This window comes from Erwinia tracheiphila (assembly GCF_021365465.1).
GTDB classification, from domain to species: domain Bacteria; phylum Pseudomonadota; class Gammaproteobacteria; order Enterobacterales; family Enterobacteriaceae; genus Erwinia; species Erwinia tracheiphila.
On record NZ_CP089932.1, the window covers coordinates 2837228 to 2858641 of the forward strand.

Consider the following 21414-nt stretch of genomic DNA (forward strand, 5'->3'; position numbering starts at 1 on the left):
AAAAGATCCAATTTAAAGCGCAGGAAAAAGAAAAAGCTAAAATAACACGCTATTCCACCAGGCGCATAAATAGCCACGTTAGAAATATTTTCTGCGGATAACTGTAAAGGACGATTGTACTGTTAACATCCGCCATTTAAGCCACCAAATTTTTAAGAGGACTTTTTTTCAGGGGGAAAGCCTCAAATAACACGAAATAACTCACTCGACAATTTCACTATTCCGCCCTGACATTATGGCGTCTTTTTATAAACCGAGAAATCATACGAATAAAATGTTCATATTTTAACAAATCATTCAATATTTTTGAAAAAAATATAATTTTGTTTACTGATGGTAATTAGTGGTTGATTTTATGTTTTATCACGTTCAGTCTGAGCAAAAATTGCTGACCGGACAATCTCAATGCAGTGGAAAAACACCCCCGGCCGCTATGGCTATATCACCCTACTACTACACTGGCTGGTAGCCCTGTCTGTTTATGGCATGTTTACTCTGGGCCTGTGGATGGTAACTTTAGGTGTATTAGTCGCGACTTGATCTGACACTGGACCTTGAAAGGTTGAGAGTTACCGGTTTTGATATGGGTGTCTAATCCTTAAACAAAACGCGAGGTAACTCTCATGATTCATACTAACAATCCCATCATCAAACACAAAGCCGGCCTGCTCAATCTCGCCGAAGAACTCGGTAACGTATCAAAAGCCTGCAAGATCATGGGCGTGTCACGCGACACGTTTTACCGTTATCAGGAACTGGCTGCTGAAGGCGGCATCGATGCGCTGATTAACCAGAACCGCCGCGTCCCCAACCTGAAGAACCGCGCCGACGAAGCCACTGAACGCGCTGTTGTTGAATATGCCGTTGAGTTCCCGGCCCACGGGCAACACCGGACCAGTAATGAGCTGCGTAAAAAAGGCGTGTTTATCTCCGGTAGCGGCGTGCGCTCCATCTGGCAACGGCACGACCTGGAGAACTTCCGTAAACGCCTGAAGGCACTTGAGGAAAAGGTCGCCAGAGAAGGCATCGTGCTTACCGACGCTCAAATCGCAGCGCTGGAGAAGAAGGCCCACGATGACGAGGCCAGCGGAGAAATCGAAACTGCTCACCCGGGTTATCTCGGGTCGCAGGACACCTTCTACGTGGGCAATCTGAAAGGTGTGGGTCGTATCTACCAGCAGACGTTCGTGGATACGTACTCGAAAGTGGCACACTGCAAGCTGTATACGAGTAAAACGCCGATCACCGCCGCAGACCTGCTCAATGATCGCGTACTGCCGTTCTACGAGGCTCAGGGACTGCCGATGCTGAGGATCCTGACCGACAGGGGAACGGAGTACTGTGGTAAGGTGGAGCAGCATGATTACCAGCTGTATCTGGCCATCAACGATATCGACCATACAAAAACGAAGGCGATGTCTCCGCAGACGAACGGCATCTGCGAGCGCTTCCATAAAACTATTTTGCAGGATTTTTATCAGGTTACGTTCCGTAAGAAGTTATACGAAGACCTGGAGAGCCTGCAAACGGATCTGGACAACGGGTTGTGGCATTACAATAATGAGCGAACTCATCAGGGAAAAATGTGCTGCGGGCGTACGCCAATGGCCACGTTACTTGATGGTAAACGAGTCTGGGCAGAAAAAAATCTGAACCAGATGTAATCTGACAGACACCTGTATAAATAACCGGTAACTGTCAGATCAGGTCTGAGCTAGTACACTTTAGGCTATTATGACAGCTGGTACCATCCGGCTCCTGAATTACATAAAAGCATTGGTATCATTCTGTTCGCTGTAATGATATTCAGGGTTGTCTGGCGATTTTTTTCACCACCGCCCAAATCTCTCGCCAGTTATTCACCCGCAACCAAACTTGGCGCACTGGCAGTACATCTTCTGCTATATGGCATCCTGTTTGCCATTTTTATCAGTGGCTACCTGATTTCCACCGCTGATGGCCAGCCCATTGTTGTCTTTGGCCTTTTTTCTGTCCCTGCCACACTGGACGGATTAGGCGAACAGGCTGATTTGGCAGGGAATATTCATCTGTGGCTTGCCTGGAGTGTGGTGGTTCTGTCCGCTCTTCATGCGCTTGCCGCACTGAAGCATCACTTTATCGACCGGGACAGTACGCTGAAACGGATGCTGGGTAAATCACCCGAATAACCTCTGGAAGAAGGGAAGAAGGGAAGAAGGGAAGAAGGAAGGAAAGATGATCAAGAAAAATCTGCTGGCAGTGACAACCACACTGATGCTGAGTATGGGTGCGGTGCACGCCGCTGACTACAAAATAGACAAGCAGGGCCAACACGCCTTTGTACAATTCCGTATTCAGCATCTGGGATACAGCTGGCTGTACGGTACATTTAAAGACTTCGACGGCAAATTCACCTATGACGAAGCCGATCCGACAAAAGATAAAGTGGATGTCACCATTAAAACGGCCAGTGTGGATACCAACCATGCTGAACGTGACAAACATTTGCGCAGCGCTGAATTTCTGAACGTTGCCAAATATCCCCTGGCCACATTTGTTTCCACTTCAGTTAAAAAAGACGGCAACGAAATGGCAATTGCTGGCAACCTGACGCTGAATGGCATAACCAAACCTGTTACCCTTGAAGCCAAAAAGATGGGTGAAGGAAAGGATCCTTGGGGCGGCTATCGCGCTGGTTTTACAGCTGAAACCACGCTGACGCTGAAGGACTTTAATATCACGACGGATCTGGGACCGGCTGCAAAGCAGGCCGAGTTGATCATTTCCGTTGAGGGGATTCGTCAGTAATATTATTCCCCGCCTGCAGGTGGGGAATTGCTTTGATGCCGTTCCTTAGCTATCCGCAGAAGGGATCCTGAGCGTAATATTCAGCAGGCCGCGGGACTTATTAAAGATTTTATTGCCATTTTCGCGGCCCGCGCGACGGGCGCGTTGCTCTTCCGGCGAAAGTGCCAGCTCTTCCATACAAACCGGGCTGCAACAATGATGATATTTTTCAGCACATTCCGGGCACTGAATAAACAGCAAATGGCAACCATCATTTTTGCAGTTAACGTGCGTATCGCAAGGTGCACCACACTGATGGCACTGGGCTATAACATCCTCTGAAATACGCTCCCCCATTCTTTCATCAAAGACAAAATTCTTGCCTTTAAAACGGACGGGCAACCCCTGCTCACGCGCACGGCGGGCATATTCAATAATCCCGCCCTCAATGTGATAGACATTTTCAAAGCCGTTGTGCCGCATCCAGGCACTGGCTTTTTCGCAGCGGATTCCACCTGTGCAGTACATCACAATTTTTTTATCTTTATTATCCTGCAGCATATCAACTGCCATTGGCAGCTGATCGCGGAACGTGTCAGCCGGTATCTCCAGCGCGTTTTCAAAGCGCCCAACTTCATATTCATAATGGTTGCGCATATCAACAAACACAACATCTGGATCGTCCAGCAGGACATTGACTTCACTGGCCTTCAGATAGCCACCAACATTACTGGCATCAAAAGTTTCATCAGCAATCCCGTCCGCCACGATGCGCTCACGCACTTTCAGGCGCAACACCCAGAATGATTTCCCGTCGTCATCCAGGGCAATATTCATACGCAGGTTATTGAGCGCAGGATCAAAACCGTAAAGCATCGTTTTCAAGGCTTCATAATGGCTGGCTGGTACACTGATTTGCGCGTTAATTCCCTCAGTAGCAACGTAGACACGCCCAAAAACCTTCAGTTGGGTGAACTGCACATAAAGTGCATCGCGAAAAGCTTTGGGGTCATCAATGGTAAAATACTTGTAGAAGGAGACCGTTGTGCGCGGTTCAGTTTCAGCCAACATCCGAGCCTTCAGCTCTTCATTGGAAACAAGGTTATGTAACACTGGCATGGTGTACTTTCCTTCATTTATAAGAAAATTTTGCGGACGCTATGATACCTGAATGCTTTCTGAAACAAAGAGATTACGCCAAAAATTGTTGACCTTCTTCGCGTGGGCAGAACCGTCGCAGTGCTGCCCTTAACTATCCTGCAACACGTCAATAGTCATACCACTCAACGCAGAGCGAACGCTCGCAAACCACGGTTGTTCAATATGGCAGTGTAAATGGCCAATATAGAATCGGTCTGCTGAGGGAACTCATAAATCTGGACCCGCGCGAAATCATCATCACAGAATGTAAATCACGCGGTTAAGTCGCGATCGACGTCTCCCATGCCGACACAATCATGGCTTGCAGGAAACGTTCAACATGTCCAAATCCCAAAATTAATTTCGTCGATCACGCCGATAAACATGCAGAAAGTCAGCGTGTTATTTCAGTTCAGCGTAAATAAATGGCACAATAGGTTATAAATATAATTCATCACGGGCAGCATAATGGTGCCCCTTTGTAACGAGCTGGACACACATGACTCCGTTGCCTCAATTTACACGTGCCCTGTTGCATCCCCGTTATTGGTTTACCTGGCTGGGTATCGGCCTGCTTTACCTGCTGGTGCTGCTGCCCTATCCGGTTCTGTATCGTCTGGGTTACATTCTGGGCCGTATTTCTATGCATTTTCTGAAACATCGTGTTCAGGTGGCCCGTCGTAATCTGCAGCTTTGCTTTCCCAACATGCCCGATGCAGAGCGTGAGGCAATGGTAAAGCGTAATTTTGAATCCGTTGGCATGGGACTTTTTGAAACCGGTATGGCCTGGTTCTGGCCAGACTGGCGCATCAACAAATGGTTTGAGGTCCGCGGCCTGGAACATATCGCTAAAGCACATCAGGAAGGTAAAGGGGTGCTGCTCATTGGCATGCATTTTCTCACTCTGGAACTGGGCGCACGTATTTTTGGCATCCATAATCCGGGAATTGGCGTCTATCGTCCAAACGACAACGCCCTGCTGGACTGGCTTCAAACCTGGGGACGAATGCGTTCCAATAAAAGCATGCTGGATCGTAAAGACTTAAAGGGCATGATTCGCGCCCTTAAAAATGGCGATATTATCTGGTATGCACCGGATCACGATTATGGCCCCAAAAGCAGCGTTTTTGCTCCGCTCTTTGCCGTGGACCAGGCCGCTTCCACAAAAGGCAGCTATTTGCTGATCCGCAGCGGCAATCCGGCCGTTATTCCTTTTGTTCCCCGTCGGCTGCCGTATGGTCAAGGGTATGAAATGGTGATCCTGCCTGAGGAACTCTCAATACCGCTTACCGATGAGACGGCCACCGCCACCCGCATGAATAAAGTTGTTGAACACGGTGTTTTGATGGCCCCGGAGCAGTATATGTGGCTGCATCGCCGCTTTAAAACCCGACCGCCCGGTGAGCGTTCTGTTTACTGACCACCTGGCAGGCAATCAGATTGCCTGCTGGTTTTCCCTTATCAGTCTTTCTGTAACCGTTCACTTTATGAGCTATACTCTTTGCTTCCGTTTCGCGGAAACATCCGTGGTCAAAAGCAGGGACGTTAATCCAGGCCGGGATATGGCAGTGAGGGGGCATGACATCCCTTTTTCGTTACCCTGGTTAATCTCCGCCCTCTGGCTCACCGTGCGCAACTGTCTCTCTGAATTTGAGAAATCAGCATAAGCAACCGCCGCAAATTGAGGGACAGGCTTGCGTGAAACACTATCTTTATACAAAGGACATATTATGAAAAGTGATTCGCTCAGGGACAAAATTGTATTGGCTGTGCTACTGGGGATTATTGCTGGCATCATCTGTGCCGTAACCAAGCTGGGCTGGGAAGTACCTTTCCCTGCCAGAACAGCATTGAGAGATGCAACGAACCCACCACAACAAATTCTGCAACAGCTTGGCTTCTCACATAATTTTACCCATCTGAGCTACTTCTACAGTGGTTTTCCTCGCCCGATTGTCAGTTTTATCATGCATTTTGGCTTTTCAGTCACTTTTACTGTTCTCTATTGCATTTTGGCGGAGTTCAAGTCAGGCATTACCTTATGGCAAGGCGCAATCTATGGCCTGGTTATCTGGTTTGTTTTTCATGTTGTTTTACTGCCCATTTGTGGCACAATCCCTGCCCCTTGGGACCAGCCTCTACATGAACATTTCTCTGAAATTACCGGCCATATGTTTTGTTTTTGGGCAGCGGAGCTGGCCCGATTTGCACTGCGGGTTAAGTTAACGGGTCAGCCTGTTCCAGCCCACTAAATAGCTATGCCTCTCCTGCCTTTGCCGTTACGGCTATGTGGCAGACCGGGGTAAAGGCAAAAGATCGCAGGCCATATGCAGTGCACTCAGACTAGAGAAAAAAGCCCCCACGCCCTGCTCTGCATGGACTGCGCAGAAGCAGATCACTATTCCCAGGCTGCCAGGAGTGACGGCATCGTAGTGCCGTCACCTTTACTCACCGTGCAAAGCTGCGAAAACGCTTTCTGAGCTAATCAATTGGTACCTTGACGTAATATGGTTTCCGTTCTTTTTAACCGCCGCCTTTCCTCTTGTCAGTCTTCGACTATCCTTTTTTCTGACGACAATATTTGTAACGGAGAAACCTGATGAACCTTTATGCAACGCTGGAGGAAGCCATTGATGCGGCACGGGAAGAGTTCCTCGCAGCGAATCCAGAAATGGAAGACGACGACGCTTTCGTCAGTCAGTTCAACCTGCAAAAATATGTGATGCAGGACGGCGATATTATGTGGCAGGCTGAATTTTTTGCTGATGAAGCTGATGAAGGGGAGTACCTTTCATTACGCAGCGGAGAAGCCGCTCAGGCCATTTTTGACGGCGACTTTGATGAAATTGAGATTCGTCAGGAATGGCTACCGGAGAATACACTGCACGAATGGGATGAAGGAGAGTTCCAGCTTGAGCCGCCAGCTGACAGTGAAGAAGGAAAAGCAGCCGCGTCGGAATGGGAAGACGATAATACTGACTCTGACAATTATGCCTGATAATTATTACTCATACGGACCGTGGTGAACATCCACCGGCAGCAAAAGCGTGTCCACCACCAGAGATAGCGGCAGATCGATAATAGTCAGAAAACGCCAGGGCGTGTCGCGGATATCCCACTGCACGCCAGGATAAAACTGGTTGCCATGCCCCTGCCCCGGCATTGTACGACTGATAATGCTGCCGCACCCACTTAATGCTATGACAGAAAGCCCCAGCAACATTCCGCGCAACAATAAAGTCATCATTTTTTCTCAATAAAAACGCGCCATTTTACTGCGAGCATTTGCAGCAAAAAAGGGAAACCGCAAAGTTCCTGTAAAACCGACAAAAAATTTGCATAAAAAACCGGGAGGTTAATCCCGGTTTTTAACAATTGATATCAGCGCTTTGCCGTCTGAATCGCTTCAGGATTCATTTTTAACGATTGATAATAGTCAAACCAGTCGTGGTACTTATCCGCATGTTGCCACAGCTGATAATGCATGCGTGACAGCGTAACCGGGTCACTAATCAGCGCCAGGCGGCGATCGCGATCGAGTTTAGTGGGTGATTCCCTCAGTGCCTGCTCGACACGACGATCGCGGGCGAATTCAAGAATGTCACTTTTAAGGTGCCGTGACGTTGCCATCGCACTGGCAAGCGCATTGAACGACGGGTTAAACATCGCGTGCATAAATCCGTCTTTCAACGCACGAGACCGGTTCAGCTCGTTGTATCTGTCAGTATCCAGCAGCTCCTTAGGCGGATCATACTCTTCCGGGATCAGGAACAACTTCGCCCTTTTTGAGGCCATTCCCGTAGTGGCACGACTGGAGAATACCGAGACGAACGGCGACAGAATCAGCGAGAATACGATAGGTGCCAGCCACCAGAGAAAGTTCAGATCGAGCCAGCCCATTCCTGCCGCCCAGACAATCCCTAACAACATCTGTAAGCCATGGCGTTTGAATGCCTCACTCCACGGCGTGGCATCGTCATCACGCTGCGGTGAGTTCCAGACCACTTCCCAGCCCAGAAATGCACTCACCACAAACACGGTGTGGAACAGCATTCTGACCGGTGCCAGTAACACTGAAAACAGCATTTCCAAAAAGAGTGAGATAAAGATACGGAAAGCACCACCATAGGGTTTTGCGCCTTTGCACCAAATCAGGATCACACTCAGCAGCTTTGGCAGGAACAGCAGCACCAGCGTCGTGGAGAACAGCGCGATAGCCAGTTCAGGACGCCACTGCGGCCAGACGGGAAACAGCTGCCGCGGCTGTAGGAAATAGGATGGCTCCATCAACGTATGCACCACCTGCAGCGCGGTAGAAAGCGCGAGGAACATAAACCACAGCGGCGCAGACAGATAGGACATCACCCCGGTCAGAAACACTGCACGGTGAACCGGATGCATTCCCTTCACCAAAAACAGCCGGAAGTTCATCAGGTTACCGTGGCACCAGCGGCGGTCGCGTTTAAGTTCATCGAGCAGATTTGGCGGCAGTTCCTCATAAGAACCGGGTAAATCATAGGCTATCCACACGCCCCACCCCGCACGACGCATCAGCGCAGCTTCCACGAAGTCATGGGAGAGAATAGAGCCAGCGAAAGAACCTTCACCCGGCAACGGCGCAAGTGCACAGTGCTCAATAAAGGGTTTAACACGAATAATCGCATTATGTCCCCAATAATGCGACTCGCCAAGCTGCCAGAAATGCAGGCCTGCGGTAAATAGTGGACCATACACGCGGGTAGCAAATTGCTGGCAGCGGGCATAAAGCGTGTCCATGCCGGAGGCTTTCGGTGACGACTGAATAATTCCGGCTTTCGGATTAGCTTCCATCATGCGCACCAGACTGGTGAGGCAATAACCACTCATCACGCTGTCGGCATCCAGCACCACCATATAGCTATACTGGCTTCCCCAGCGTCGGCAGAAATCATCTATGTTGCCGCTCTTACGCTTGACACGACGACGACGACGACGATAGAAAATACGGCCTTCACCCCCGACATCACGTACCAGCTCCATCCACGCCTTCTGCTCAGAAACAGCAATGTCCGGATTGTAACTGTCGCTGAGAATGTAAACATCGAAGTGCTGCTGTTCACCGGTTCTTACCACCGATTCCCAGGTTGCCCGCAGGCCAGCAAACACTCTGTCCACATCCTCGTTACAAATCGGCATGATAAGCGCAGTACGATGCTCAGGATTAACAGGCTCATCACCGTGTGAGGCATAGGAAATACTGTATTTATCCTTTCCAATCAGCAGCTGCAGGAATCCCATTAGTGCAGTCCAGAACCCTGCCGATACCCAGCAAAACAGCACGGCAAAAAGGAACAGAATGCCGGTTTGCAGCACATAAGGCAGGATTTGCAGCAGCGATTGCTGCCAGTTCTGATTGATCATTTCAACCGGATCGATCAGCGCCCAGCCCTGATAAGGCAGAATGGTTTTCATGTACCAGGTCGCCACAACGGTCTGGGCAATGGTCAGCAGCAACAGAATATAGCGGCGAATGGAGCCAACATGACGCCACTTCTCTTCGGAACGCTGCACCTCAGCATTGCTGCTGTATCGAGGCTTGCTCTTACGACCGCGCAGAGAGTCCCACGCGCGGGACACGGGATTAGTACGCCAGGCCTCCGGGTACATGGATGAGCGAGTGTGACAGGGCATCGCTTTAAGCGTGGTACGCTCCAGGGCATCTTTACCAAACTGTTTTCCCTCGCCGATGGAGTCAGGCCAGGTCATCCCGACACGCGCTTTCACTGAACTCATGGGTGCGTCATCCACACGCCCGGAGAGAGGCGATTCCTCTCCGCTCAGTGACTGGTGCAACTGGCTGAAGCTGTTTTCAGATTCAGCAGGCAACTGGGTGTTGAGCGCCTCTTTCCGCCCGGCAGAAAGAGGAAGCGCATCAATATATTCTGTGGGTATTGCAGTAGATTTATTCATTGGCAGGCAACTGATAGCTCCATGTTTCTGTCAGCGTCTTGTCACCGTTAAGCAGTGCAGCACGCATTTCTGTGGGCTGTTTGCTGTCTTTCACGCGCAGGCGCATAACTAATCGCCAGCCTTTAGTGACCGGATTATAACGCACGCTGCTTTCCACCAGCTCTCCGTTATTACCAATGCTAACCTGTGGTGTAACCGGAGTATTGTCGGGTAGCTGGCTCATCTGCTCGCCGGTGAAATCAACAATAAAAGCGACTGTGCCATCCGACTGACGCACCAGATTAGACTGCTTAATATCACCCGTTGAACGCAGCGTATCCTTAACATAGGCCATTTCTGGCAAATGCAGTTGATTCTCATCACGAGTGAAATGCAGACGATAGATGAAATACATCTCTTTACCTGCATCAGGCAGGCTTTCAGGCGTCCAGAAGGCAACAATGTTGTCATTGGTTTCATCCGTGGTTGGGATTTCAACCAGCTCGATATGACCTTTACCCCAGTCCCCCTGAGGTTCGATCCACGCACTGGGGCGCAAATCGTAACGGTCATCCAGATCCTGATATTGCGCAAAATCTCTGCCGCGCTGCAACAGGCCAAAGCCTTTTGGGCTCTCTACGGTAAAAGTACTGACCGCCAGATGTTTTGGATTATTCAGCGGACGCCAGATCCACTCGCCATTTCCAGCATGAATCGACAGACCGCTGGAATCATGCAGCGCCGGACGATAATTAACCTGGGGCGAAGGCTGGTTTGCACCGAACAGGAACATACTGGTTAACGGTGCCACGCCAAGCTTACCGACTTTGTCACGCAGATAGACTTTAGACTGAACGTCTACGGTGGTTTCTTTGCCCGGGGTAATCAGGAAACGGTAGGCTCCCGAGGCGCGCGGAGAATCCAGCAGCGCATAGATGACCAGATGCTTATCGGACGGTTTTGGCCGCTCAACCCAAAATTCCTTAAAACGCGGAAATTCTTCACCCGACGGCAGGGCCGTATCAATAGCAAGACCTCGTGCGGAAAGACCGTACACCTGTCCCGCACCAATTACGCGAAAATAGCTGGCACCGAGAAAGCTGGTGATTTCATCGTCTTTTTTATTTTTGTTGTTCAGCGGAAAAAGCACTTTAAAACCGGCAAAACCAAGGTTTTTGACCGTTTCCGGGTCATGCTTAACATTGCCAAAGTTAAAATAGTCCGGCGAGTATTTAATCTCCCGCGAGGTCGACGCCGTGACCTCATTAATTTTCACCGGCAGGTCGAAATACATTCCCTGGTGATAAAACTCCAGCTTAAATGGGGTTTTCAGTTTATTCCACCAGGCTTTATCATGATTAAACTGAATTTGCTGATAATCAGCATATTTCATATCACGCAGCGGGGCAGGTAAATTGCCTTTGGGTGCTTCGTACCCTTTAGCTGCTAACTCTTTCGCCTGTTTTGCAACATCATCAATACCGAAAGCCCAAACCGAACCGACATGCATTGACAACATAATGGAAACACCAAGCCAGCTTAATTTCTTTAGTTGTGGCTTGTTTTTAATTTTAATCAGCACATCCCCCCCTTTCGCGTGCCTGCATTGAACCCACTCATCTTAATGGATAAATTAGCTTTCGGACAGATCAAGTACACTTTTGTTCAGTACAAGAGCGGCTTTTAGCGCTCTGTTCTCAAGTAATTAGTGGATACAGATTCCCCTGATAGTATAAGTACGATTTCTCAACTACAGTGAGCGTTAAGCTTTCGCGCGGCTCAGGGTGAGCCCGTGCCGTAACATGTTAATTACTGGATAAATATGACCAGAAAAACACAGCAACGAGAGTATTTTTTTGACTCAATAAGAGCTTATCTGATGCTTTTAGGCGTGCCTTTTCACGTATCGCTAATTTATTCCACGCAATCCTGGTCAGTTAACAGCCCTGCGCCTTCAGAATGGCTAACTATTTTAAATGATTTTATTCATGCCTTTCGCATGCAGGTATTCTTCGTTATTTCCGGTTATTTTTCTTACATGTTGTTTCAACGCTATAGTCACCGGCACTGGCTGAAGGTACGGCTGGAGCGTGTAGGCATCCCCATGCTAGCTGCAATACCTCTGCTGACGCTGCCTCAGTTTTTTATGATTCAAGCCTGGACCACCAAAATTGGTGACTGGCACAGCCTGTCCCTTTACGACAAATTAAATGCGCTTAGTTGGGATCTGATTTCTCATTTATGGTTTTTATTGGTGCTGATGGTGCTGACCGTTGCCGGAGTCTGGATCTTTAAATGGCTCAATAACCGGCAGAGTTCAGAGAACTACTTCGCAAGCCCTGGCTGGATAAAACTTAGCTTTGCTGTTCTGGTGTACAGCGTTGTCTGGGGTGCCCTTCGTCGTCTGCTGGTGCTATTTACACCTCATCTTCTGGGAAATGGACTTTTTAACTATGGCGTCATGCAGTCGCTATTTTTTCTGCCCTTCTTCGTGCTTGGGGCAATGACGTGGAAGTACCCTGCAATAAAAACGCATTTTATTAAGCCGATCCCCTGGACATTTATCGGGTCCGCCGTAGCTTTCGCCGCCTATGTTGCTAACCAGACCTGGAATAAAGACGAAAGCTGGCTCTACGAAATTGATGCTGTGGTGTCGATGATGATGGGGCTGTGGATGGTGAACGTGGTCTTCTCTCTTGGGCATCGCTTGCTTAACACGCACTCACCGCGCGTGACTTATCTGGTGAATGCATCCCTGTTTATCTACCTTGTGCACCACCCGCTGACCATTTTGTACGGCATTTTTCTCGTACCTGACATCAGCAACAATGCCCTTGGTTTTTTTGCGGGCCTGCTTTTTGTGTTTGGCATTGCGTTTATTCTTTATGAAATTCATTTGCGCATACCACTACTACGCTTTCTCTTCTCAGGTAAACCCCAGCGTTAATCTTCACTTCAACGGTGCCGCCCGCCTAATCGCTGGTGGCAAAGTCGAATTACACAGCAGCCATTCAACAGGCAGACGCCAGACAAGCCGCACCAGCAGACGCTGAACAAAGCGCTGATGAATGCGGATGACCAGCAGAGTACTTTCGATGACAAAGTCCATTTCAGCATTAAGACTCTGTCCCAAAAGGGGTTATCGTATAATGCATTCCGGTCATATCTGAGGGCAAAGTATGGCAGGCGGTAAAGGGCAGATTAGCGATGAACTCCGGGACAAAATCGCTCCGCTTATCCCGGAACACAAAACCCGCCATCCTCCGGGTACGCGCCGAAAACGTGCTGATAATCGGGCCGCAATGAACGCCATTTTCTTCGTCCTCAGCACAGCCTGTCAGTGGAATGCACTCAATGCCACAGGGATAGGTTCATCAGGTTCTGCGCCCCGGCGCTTCCGGAAACGGAGAGACGCAGGTGTCTTCGGGCGTTTCTGGCAGAACGGATTACTGGCCTGTGAACACCCGGACGGCACTGAATAACAGGCGACCAGACAGATCATTTTTCCAGATATCATATTGAATATCAAGGGAGTATTCCGCCATTGGCAGCAACAGATAGCGGGCTGCAAAAGCGTCCAGCCCCTATTCCAGGGAATGAATCCCGCTGTGCTCAGGGTGGGGAACAGTCAGAGAAGAAACAGCACGCACCAGTCGCCCCCTCGTTAATGTCGTTCCATCCGTTTCCGGTGTAAAGGCCTCTGCCACGAGTATTCCGCTGCTTAAATGCCACAATCAACTGTCATCATTCCATACTTTCAGAAAAGTGACTTAACGGCAATAACATGAAAAATAGATTATCGCTGCAGCTATCGCTATTAATGCAGCCAGCGTCTCTGCCGATGATGAACACTGGCGCGGCAAAAAGACTCAAAACGTACCGAACAGTTTGGCAATTCTGACTTCTGGACAGGCCTACATTCAGTAACGCCGACATGATTAAGTAATGTCTGAATAATCTAATAATGTCCGTTATGCAGGCACAGTCCCCCATCATCAACGCAAATCACCGTTTTCAGTGAGTAAGGATAATATTACCTGGTTCGGAACGGCAATTTTGATAGCCCGGAGGAAAAACAAAGGGCGTAATTGCCAATAAATAATTTTTGTACACCGCCTTGCCGCCGCAGGCGTTATACCGAGATAGCTAATCCATACTTAATTGCATGCTTCGTATCACAGATATCCGTCAGGGGTACGGCGCTTTCACCGCCTGGCAGGGTTCGGGACTGGTATAATCAGCAGGCATACGTCGGACATCGGAAAGCCAGGTGAGAAGAAACAACACAACAATAGTAAACAGTACACCAGCCAGCAGCCCCACCAGGGCCAAAAGGCGATCGTCTTTCGTGTCCATACTTTTTACTTCTCCATTTGATGCTAAACAATCCCAAAGAGCGTGCTAGGTAATCAGTAAGGTAATGATGAGGACAAACGCTATTAACGTGAATGAGGTAACGGCCAATACCATAATAGCAAACTGTGCATCATTCAGCGGATGCTCTGTTTCTTCTGGGGGCTTATTTTCAGGAAAATCGCTCATGATAGCCATCATCGGCTGGCTGAACATCCTGTAAGCATTGCCAGTCTTATTCAGTTAACTCAACCCCGTGCCAATCCGGACGGAACATAGCAAATCTGAAATCTGCCAGAACCATAGCACAAGAATAAATTATGATTTGATCATCCTGGTGTCACCTGGCTCCATGCCATTAAATTTCAGAAGGCCGGAGTCTAACATAGTACCAGAGAAAAAACCTGTTACAGTCCATTATTAAACGCAATTTTCGACTAAAATAGCACTTTTTTTCGTCTAATTTTTGTTAATTATGTAATAAATATCAGGATATTATACTAATAAATCGTGAGCAAGTTGTGAGTGGGAAATGTTAAGGGCTGCTAAAACAGCCCTTAAGGTTAAAAATCGTAACTCATTGATAATTTTAGCGTACGCGGATCACCCTGGGTGATATAGGTGCCGTAGCTCTCAACGCCCGATCAGTATTTCTTGTTAGTCACGTTATCCAGTCCCAGGCGCCAGGTCAGGTCACTCTGTTGAACTCTTATCCGATAACGCATACCGATATCCAACACGCTATACTGATCGAGCTTTTTAGTGTTATCCTGGTCAGCATATTGCGAGCCAGAGTGAGTCACCCTGACCACCGCCGTCAGCCCCTCGACGGGTTTGATATCATACTCGGCACTCAATACGGTGTAGAAGTTCGCCACGCCGATCGCCTGTTTACCGTCATAGGTGCCGTTTTGCGTTTGCTTCATCGTCGGATCAAGCCAAGTCGCGCTACCGTTCAGACGCACACCGTAGATCGGCTCACCAAAGACATTCAGCTCAACACCACGGTTACGCTGCTCACCGTATAAGCCATAAATATTGGTTTGTGGATCGATAATGCCGATGGGCTTTTTGATTTCGAAAAGCGCAAGCATGCCGCCCAGACGACCACCATCCAGCTTCAAACCGACTTCATTTTGTTTTGACAGTAAAATACCTGTTACCTGCCCCGCATTGAGAGCCATACTGGACGCCGTTGAACCCGGCTGCAGCGCTTCAATATGATTAGCATAGACCGACAGCGCATCCGTCGCTTTCACCACCAGTCCATAGCCCGGCGTCCAGCGAGAGCGATCAAAGCGGGAAGCGGTGTCCTCTACCACCGTACCATAAGCATAGTTACGCACCGTCACTTTTTGATGGCGCGCGCCGACGGTTAATAACACCTTGTCATCAAGGAAACCCAGCGTATCGGCAAGCAATACACCTTCGGTACGCACGCGGCTGGTTGGCCGGGGGGCGTTCAAATCGCCACCAAAATAAGTATTAACCGGTTCGGGTACGGCCACGGTGTCATAAATATTGGTCGCTTCTGACGTCAGCGCCATACCATAAGCGGTTTTTTCACGACGGGTTTGCGCAGCATAGCTAACATTGATGCTATGGCTCACCACGCCAGTCGCAAACTTGCCGCGAATACCCCCCATTCCGCTGAACACATCTACATACTTAGCGGTGTCCATACGGCTAATAGTCGCAGAACCGTCCTCATCGATCAGTTTGGGTGCTGCATAAGCACCGGCCTCATGGGAATGCTGCCCACCTAACGCACCCCAGACGGTCCAGCCTGGAATAAAATCATACTCAGCACGCGCCATGCCAAACTTGCTTTCCAGATCGCTGTAAACCCACTTCTGGCTGTAGTTGCTGGTGGTACGCGGCACCGTAGGAATGAAATCGACGCTGCCAATATTAACGCCAGTGCGGCCACCATCGTATGCCTGCTTCTGGTAGCCCAGATCGAGCGAAGTACGCAGTTTATCACCACGATAATCCAGACCCAGTGAGGCCAGCGTCGCCCGCCGCTTTTCGTTATCCACAGCAGTCTCACCTTCGCGATGCAGAACGTTAACGCGCACGCCCCACTGGTTGTCATCGCCAAAACGGCACCCCGTATCCAGCGACATACCCACCTGCGAAGCCGGGCTGTAATCAAGGTCAATGCGCGTCAGCGGAATATCATCAGCATGTTTTGGTTCAAGGTTAATCATGCCACCCACGCCGCTGGAAGCCGCACCATTGATCAGCGCATTCGCCCCTTTAAAGACTTCAACCCGCTCAATCATCTGCGTGGAAACCACCTGGCGAGGCATAACACCGGACAATCCCCCCAGCGTCATATCATCGCCGTAGAGGTCAAAACCACGTATACGGTAAGTTTCCGCAAAATTGCCGTAGCCCTGAACGTTCTGTACGGAGGCATCATTGGCCACCACATCTTTAATGGTATTGGCCTGTCGGTCCTGAATCATTTTGCTGGTATAGCCGATAACACTGAAAGGGACAGCACGGGCGCTCTGCTCGCCCAGCATTCCCATGCGTCCACCATTGGCAATTTGCCCATCGAGGTAGGCGGGCGCCAGCCGATCACCACCCGGATTAAACTCATTGTTCGGCGTGGCCATTACGGTCATGGTTTGCTCGTTGCCGGAAGCAGCGCCCTCAGTGCAATGAAACTCATGCTGTACGATGTAACGGACATTCAGCATCCGGTGCCCAACGTTACATCTGCAAGCATTGTTCAAAGACCTTTCTGCTCAACTTTAGCTACTCCGGTGCCAAACCAGACACACACCAGACCATTGTTAATATGGCCATGAATGGTTACGGATGTCGCGATACCGCACGGGTTCTCGGTATCAGCCTCAATACGGTTCTGCGGCACGTAAAAAAATTTCGCCAAAGCAGGTAGCTGAGAATATCGACCCCGAAACGGAGGTTGTTATCTGCTGTGAAGCCGGTGAACAATGGTCTTACGTGCGGTGTAAAAGCAATCCCCGGTGGTTGTTCTATGCTTATGACCGTATCCGCAAACGTGCTCTGGCCCACGTCTTCGGCCCGAGAAATGCCCCGACCCTGCGACGATTGCTGGCCCTGTTAAGCAAATTTAACATTGCCTTTTATATGACAGATGCCTGGCCGGTTTATAAAGTTCTGTTAAGTGCAACAGGCCACATGGTGAGCAAGAAATATACCCAACGGACAGAACGACATAATCTTAATCTTCGCACACATATCAAACGACTGACCCGCAGAACAATTTGCTTTTCGAAGTCAGGGGAAATGCATGATAAGATCATCGGTTGGTATCTTACTCTTCATCATTATCAATAAATCTGCGTCACGACCAAGATAAAGATCTAAAAGAAAAAAACAAAAAACATACGTCTGGTTTTGAAAAATCGCCTGTGGATAAAAAACCGCCGCCGGTCAGAAACATTAAGCCCCAGAAATACCCGGAGGATTTCGAAACTCTCTGGCAGGAATACCCCAAACGTCAGGGAACCACCGGCAAGGCCGCCGCGTTCAAGGCCTAGCAGGTTCATATCCGACAGGGAACGCCGCACCAGACCATGCTTGATGCTGTACGGCGCTACGCGGCGCTCTGCGTCGCTGAACGGCTGGTGGGCACAAAATTTGTTCAGATGGCCCAGACGTTCCTCGGGTCAGGTCACGAATTCGATACCCCCTGGACACCGGGCCAGGACAGCGTAAAAATTAATAGAGGCTCTCAGGCAGATGGGCCTCTATATTGTTGACGGTAAGGGAAACAGACTATAATCAGCGTTGAAGTCTGAACAACCTGACTGTGTATCATCGTGCCGTTTTGAGAGAAAAAATGGCCCTTTTTTTAATTTATGACTTCATATTTGTTATTTTTTTACGACGTGGACCAACCATACCGCTTGCCGTTATCCTCGCGTACGCGCGCGTTGGGGGGGCAGAAATGCAGGTTGACTGGTTTCGCGTCATAACTGACCGGAACGCGCCGGATTCACACACCAGCGCATAGCACGTCACCTTGTCGCCGCTAAATCGACGGTCATGTACTGGAAAAACGGCAGTGAGCCACGATACAGCGACGGGGAGCGACTGATTCGACTATGGGAGCTGGTCACCAAAAAAAATCAGGATGAACTGCCGTTTACCCGGTGGGAAGCGGTCCGATACCGCAGGAGATGAAAAAGTAAGACGCAGGCCAGTCGTCTTAATCCTGTCTGGCCCGGTTGTGGAGAAACATGCAGATTGCTACTATGTTTTCCACGCCAGTGATGGGCGGAAAAAACAGGGAAGGAGTTTTTATCATGCTGGAACCAAAAGAAGGACTACTGACGTTCAGAGCCGAAGGGAATAACATTACCGGGAGTCGTTATTATTCAAGAAAACTGCACTGGCCCGGAATGGAATCTGACTGCAACTCATATGGATCGGGTGTTACCATCGGACGTGGTTATGACATGAAGCACAGAAGCACCGGAGAAATAATCTCTCATTTAACGCTGGCAGGCGTTCCCATTAATGAGGCGAAAAAAATAGCCGGCGGTGCTCATAAAAGCCATTGTGCCGCCAGTGACTTTGTTAAGAATAACAGAGGCTCAACGATTGAATTAACTGAGCAACAACAGTTGAGGCTATTTGAAAAAGTCTATGCCGGGTATGTTAAAGATTCCATCCGGTTTTATAATAAATATAAAAAACAGGATTCGGTTTCATGGGGTGAACTACATAAAGTGTTGAAGGAAGTGCTTATTGACATGAGATTTCAGGGAGCATTGAGGCATGAAATGATTTCTGTTTTTGGTAAAAAAAAAGCAAGACGTTATAAAGCTTATAAACGGAAATGCGTTTCTTGCGAATTATGAATCTGCCAGGAGGAGAGTCAGGTATATTCAGGAGTACATGAAATGAAAAAAACAACTTCTTTTATTATAATATTATTATCTCTGGCTGAGACTTCGTATGCTAGTAGTAAGGATGCAGTTAACAAAACCCCATGTATGGGGTTATCACATTCTGTTGAAATTTCAGAGTGCATGATTAACCTGGCTGAAAGTAAAAAGATAAATTATAAAAAAGAATACGAAAACTATCTCGAAACAGTTACAACAGAAGAAGAAAGACCTTTCGATAAAAAGGTTATAGCAAAACTGGTGAAAGAGGCAAGGGAAAATTGGGAAGTGTATATTGAAAAAGAATGCCTTGCTGAAGCATCTGTTTATGAAGAGGGTAATTCTCCTTATATTTTTAGTTATAATTATTGCCTGATAAAACATTACGAAGAACGAATAAAATACTACAGAGAAAATAAATTTTAGAAAATACGCCCCAACAAAAAAAGTTGGGGTAGGTTTATTTTTTCGAAAAGATAAATAAAATGAAAATTATTTTGACATTACCTGTCCTGCTGCTGTTTTCGTCTGTAGCAGCTGAAGATGATGATTATTTTAAAAATGAAATTCTTGAGAGCTGTTACAGTAAGCCGGTAACAGCAGCCGTACCCAACTGTATGATATACCTTGCTGACCAGAAAAAAACAGAATACGAAAATCAATTTAAATCCCTGTTAAAAAAAGTTGAGCTGCGCAAAGATGATTTTCACAACTACAAGGATTTTGTTCAGCATCTTAGAAAATCCAAAGACCAATGGGATTCTTTTATAGGTGAAGAGTGTATAACGGAGGCATATTTAGACGAATATGATAGTTTTGCTTTTCACACTGATAAAAATGCCTGCACGATAAAGGGTTATAGTGAAAGAATTAACTATTACGCAAACTATCAGTTTGAATAAAGATAAATTCCCCCTAGCTTATTCGAACCGTTTCAAATGAAAACAGTGAGATAAAACAAAAACAACTAATAAACGGTGGCTACAGTGCTGCCGTTTTTGCCTGTGGGCATCATGCATCATCCCCCCTTTTCCTCTCGCACGCGCACGTTTGTCCCGCCAGATAGTCAGGATTTCGACCCTGTAATCATCCACCCTTGCAGCACATCAACCGCGAGGGCAACACAATAGGCAGACCACGTAAAAACCCTGTAGAAGTTCCCGGGCAGGAGAAAGCATGCAGCACGCCTGCTGCTGAACCGGCTGACGCCAGCACGGAAACCACCACCGCAGAAACAACAATATCAACTGCAGCGGAGCCGGAGAGCACAATCACACCATCAGCTGAAGAAACCCTTACCTGCTTTGATATGGCCACTATCGCAAATGGTGTGCTGAATGGCGAGTTTGACGACAAACAGACACACGCGGTACGGAAAATGCTGCCGTTCCAGAACCTGTTTTTTGTCGCGCCATCCCTCAACATGATTTAGGAGCAACTTAAATAACCAGGTATTCAACTGGAAATATTAAGAAATTTAATATGGTGAAACCAATAAAAAACAGGTACCGTGAATCAGATGTATTACACAAAAGTTTGAAAATTCATGGCATTGTCTGAAAAGTTAAGCCTTAACGGTGCAGATTACTCGCCTTTTGAGCTTACGGGGTGGGCGTTTTTATGGCTTTCTCTGGTAATGAGGTTTACCGAAATAAAGGTGGGTGCGGGGCTATCCTTGGCGACGGGCCTTTACCGCCAGGTAAATACTGGAGCGGGGATCGGGCGGTTTAGATTCCTGGGTTAAAGCTAAATCTCAGGATTTATTCAATAAGATTTATTACGGTGCTGAATTTGGTCGGGATGAATGGTTTGCCTTGTACAGGGATGATTTGAGTATTGATGATCATACCTGGATTAGTGGGGTGCAGCGTGGTTTGTTCAGGCTTTATCCTAGCCGGATTTCCGAAGGATGCATAACGATCGCGCATAACTCTGATTATGCAATGATCAGAAACGCATTAATGAGAACAACACCCATGCAGATCCCATGTATGAAATCACTGATGTCGCGTGGCTGGGTAGAGGTGGTAGCTAATGAACCGAACGCTTGCCCCTAAGATTTGCAAAGTCATCTTTTATATCCTTCTTTCTGTGGTGGTAGGGCGCTTTTTAGGAAATCCGGAAGTATGGTTTAACCATAATCTGGCAATTCGTATTGGGCATTGGATTTATGGTACAGGCGAAACAGGCGCAGAGAATATTTATGACATCTATTTTTATGTCTCAGTTATCACAGTTTTTTCCATCACGATAGTGATTTACATGCTGGCTATGAGGCTGCTTAAGATCGGACTTTCCCGAATCAGATAACAACCGGGATTATCATTAGCAGGAGTAC

The 21414-nt window shown here is 48.2% G+C and carries 17 protein-coding genes and 7 pseudogenes; 16 read left to right on the plus strand and 8 right to left on the minus strand.

What is annotated here, in order from left to right:
- Positions 1-405: 405 nt before the first annotated feature.
- The 4 genes and pseudogenes from LU633_RS14985 to LU633_RS15000 form a co-directional block, all read left to right on the plus strand.
- Positions 406-522 (plus strand): annotated as a pseudogene (locus tag LU633_RS14985) (cytochrome b); the annotation flags it as partial.
- A gap of 101 nt (positions 523-623) precedes the next feature.
- Positions 624-1664, plus strand: coding sequence for an IS481 family transposase (locus LU633_RS14990; protein WP_046371791.1), 1041 nt, complete (start codon positions 624-626; stop codon positions 1662-1664).
- A gap of 57 nt (positions 1665-1721) precedes the next feature.
- A pseudogene (locus tag LU633_RS14995) lies at positions 1722-2168 on the plus strand (cytochrome b); the annotation flags it as partial.
- Between the two features lie 49 nt (positions 2169-2217).
- Complete coding sequence (locus LU633_RS15000) at positions 2218-2787, plus strand: YceI family protein (protein ID WP_087949672.1); 570 nt, start codon at positions 2218-2220, stop codon at positions 2785-2787.
- Between the two features lie 45 nt (positions 2788-2832).
- Here the strand turns inward: LU633_RS15000 and trhO are convergent, their stop codons facing one another.
- The gene (gene trhO, locus LU633_RS15005) at positions 2833-3885 is read right to left on the minus strand and encodes an oxygen-dependent tRNA uridine(34) hydroxylase TrhO (RefSeq protein WP_016189556.1); all 1053 of its coding nucleotides are present in this window, start codon (positions 3883-3885) and stop codon (positions 2833-2835) included.
- 520 nt (positions 3886-4405) lie between these two features.
- On the opposite strand from trhO, the gene LU633_RS15010 reads away from it, so the two are divergent.
- The 3 genes from LU633_RS15010 to LU633_RS15020 all read left to right on the plus strand — a co-directional run bounded on the left by LU633_RS15010 (position 4406) and on the right by LU633_RS15020 (position 6904).
- Complete coding sequence (locus LU633_RS15010) at positions 4406-5326, plus strand: Kdo(2)-lipid IV(A) acyltransferase (RefSeq protein WP_016189557.1); 921 nt, start codon at positions 4406-4408, stop codon at positions 5324-5326.
- A gap of 310 nt (positions 5327-5636) precedes the next feature.
- Positions 5637-6158 (plus strand): YagU family protein, encoded by a 522-nt coding sequence (locus tag LU633_RS15015; RefSeq protein WP_016189558.1) that lies wholly within the window; start codon positions 5637-5639, stop codon positions 6156-6158.
- Between the two features lie 347 nt (positions 6159-6505).
- A complete protein-coding gene (locus LU633_RS15020) occupies positions 6506-6904 on the plus strand; it encodes a MysB family protein (protein ID WP_016189559.1) in 399 nt (132 codons plus the stop codon).
- A gap of 6 nt (positions 6905-6910) precedes the next feature.
- On the opposite strand, the gene LU633_RS15025 is transcribed toward LU633_RS15020, so the two are convergent.
- The 3 genes from LU633_RS15025 to LU633_RS15035 form a co-directional block, all read right to left on the minus strand.
- Entirely contained in the window at positions 6911-7153 is a 243-nt protein-coding gene (locus LU633_RS15025; RefSeq protein ID WP_087949653.1) for a YceK/YidQ family lipoprotein, read from the minus strand.
- A 134-nt stretch (positions 7154-7287) separates the two neighbouring features.
- A complete protein-coding gene (gene mdoH / locus LU633_RS15030; RefSeq protein WP_016189561.1) occupies positions 7288-9855 on the minus strand; it encodes a glucans biosynthesis glucosyltransferase MdoH in 2568 nt (855 codons plus the stop codon).
- On the minus strand, positions 9848-11353 hold the full coding sequence (locus LU633_RS15035; RefSeq protein ID WP_198292509.1) for a glucan biosynthesis protein G: 1506 nt from the start codon (positions 11351-11353) through the stop codon (positions 9848-9850). Before LU633_RS15035 ends, mdoH begins: the two co-directional genes overlap by 8 nt.
- Positions 11354-11656: 303 nt before the next feature.
- Between LU633_RS15035 and mdoC the strand changes: the two genes are divergently transcribed.
- Positions 11657-12781 (plus strand): glucans biosynthesis protein MdoC, encoded by a 1125-nt coding sequence (gene mdoC, locus LU633_RS15040; RefSeq protein WP_016189563.1) that lies wholly within the window; start codon positions 11657-11659, stop codon positions 12779-12781.
- Between the two features lie 3 nt (positions 12782-12784).
- Here the strand turns inward: mdoC and LU633_RS15045 are convergent, their stop codons facing one another.
- Positions 12785-12943 carry a hypothetical protein gene (locus LU633_RS15045; protein ID WP_198292504.1) on the minus strand — a complete coding sequence of 53 codons (159 nt, stop codon included), beginning with the start codon at positions 12941-12943 and terminating at the stop codon, positions 12785-12787.
- A 70-nt stretch (positions 12944-13013) separates the two neighbouring features.
- On the opposite strand from LU633_RS15045, the pseudogene LU633_RS15050 reads away from it, so the two are divergent.
- A pseudogene (locus LU633_RS15050) lies at positions 13014-13313 on the plus strand (IS5 family transposase); the annotation flags it as partial.
- On the opposite strand, the pseudogene LU633_RS15055 reads toward LU633_RS15050, so the two are convergent.
- From LU633_RS15055 to LU633_RS15065, 3 genes and pseudogenes are all read right to left on the minus strand, one after another.
- A pseudogene (locus LU633_RS15055) lies at positions 13302-13487 on the minus strand (phospholipase D family protein); the annotation flags it as partial. The pseudogenes LU633_RS15050 and LU633_RS15055 sit on opposite strands and share 12 nt — an antisense overlap.
- 535 nt (positions 13488-14022) lie before the next feature.
- Positions 14023-14190, minus strand: coding sequence for a hypothetical protein (locus LU633_RS15060; protein WP_016189566.1), 168 nt, complete (start codon positions 14188-14190; stop codon positions 14023-14025).
- 560 nt (positions 14191-14750) lie between these two features.
- Positions 14751-16895: pseudogene (locus LU633_RS15065) on the minus strand (TonB-dependent receptor).
- On the opposite strand from LU633_RS15065, the pseudogene LU633_RS15070 reads away from it, so the two are divergent.
- From LU633_RS15070 to LU633_RS15100, 7 genes and pseudogenes are all read left to right on the plus strand, one after another.
- A pseudogene (locus tag LU633_RS15070) lies at positions 16871-17520 on the plus strand (IS1 family transposase); the annotation flags it as partial. The pseudogenes LU633_RS15065 and LU633_RS15070 overlap by 25 nt on opposite strands.
- A gap of 905 nt (positions 17521-18425) precedes the next feature.
- Positions 18426-19049 (plus strand): lysozyme family protein, encoded by a 624-nt coding sequence (locus tag LU633_RS15075; RefSeq protein ID WP_016189571.1) that lies wholly within the window; start codon positions 18426-18428, stop codon positions 19047-19049.
- Positions 19050-19091: 42 nt separating this feature from the next.
- On the plus strand, positions 19092-19502 hold the full coding sequence (locus LU633_RS15080) for a lysozyme inhibitor LprI family protein (RefSeq protein WP_016189572.1): 411 nt from the start codon (positions 19092-19094) through the stop codon (positions 19500-19502).
- A gap of 59 nt (positions 19503-19561) precedes the next feature.
- The gene (locus LU633_RS15085) at positions 19562-19978 is read left to right on the plus strand and encodes a hypothetical protein (RefSeq protein WP_016189573.1); all 417 of its coding nucleotides are present in this window, start codon (positions 19562-19564) and stop codon (positions 19976-19978) included.
- A 194-nt stretch (positions 19979-20172) separates the two neighbouring features.
- A complete protein-coding gene (locus tag LU633_RS15090; protein WP_016189574.1) occupies positions 20173-20508 on the plus strand; it encodes a hypothetical protein in 336 nt (111 codons plus the stop codon).
- Between the two features lie 114 nt (positions 20509-20622).
- A pseudogene (locus tag LU633_RS15095) lies at positions 20623-21133 on the plus strand (DUF2778 domain-containing protein).
- Positions 21111-21386 carry a hypothetical protein gene (locus tag LU633_RS15100; protein WP_016189577.1) on the plus strand — a complete coding sequence of 92 codons (276 nt, stop codon included), beginning with the start codon at positions 21111-21113 and terminating at the stop codon, positions 21384-21386. The pseudogene LU633_RS15095 and the gene LU633_RS15100 overlap by 23 nt, the downstream one beginning before the upstream one ends.
- Positions 21387-21414 lie beyond the last annotated feature (28 nt).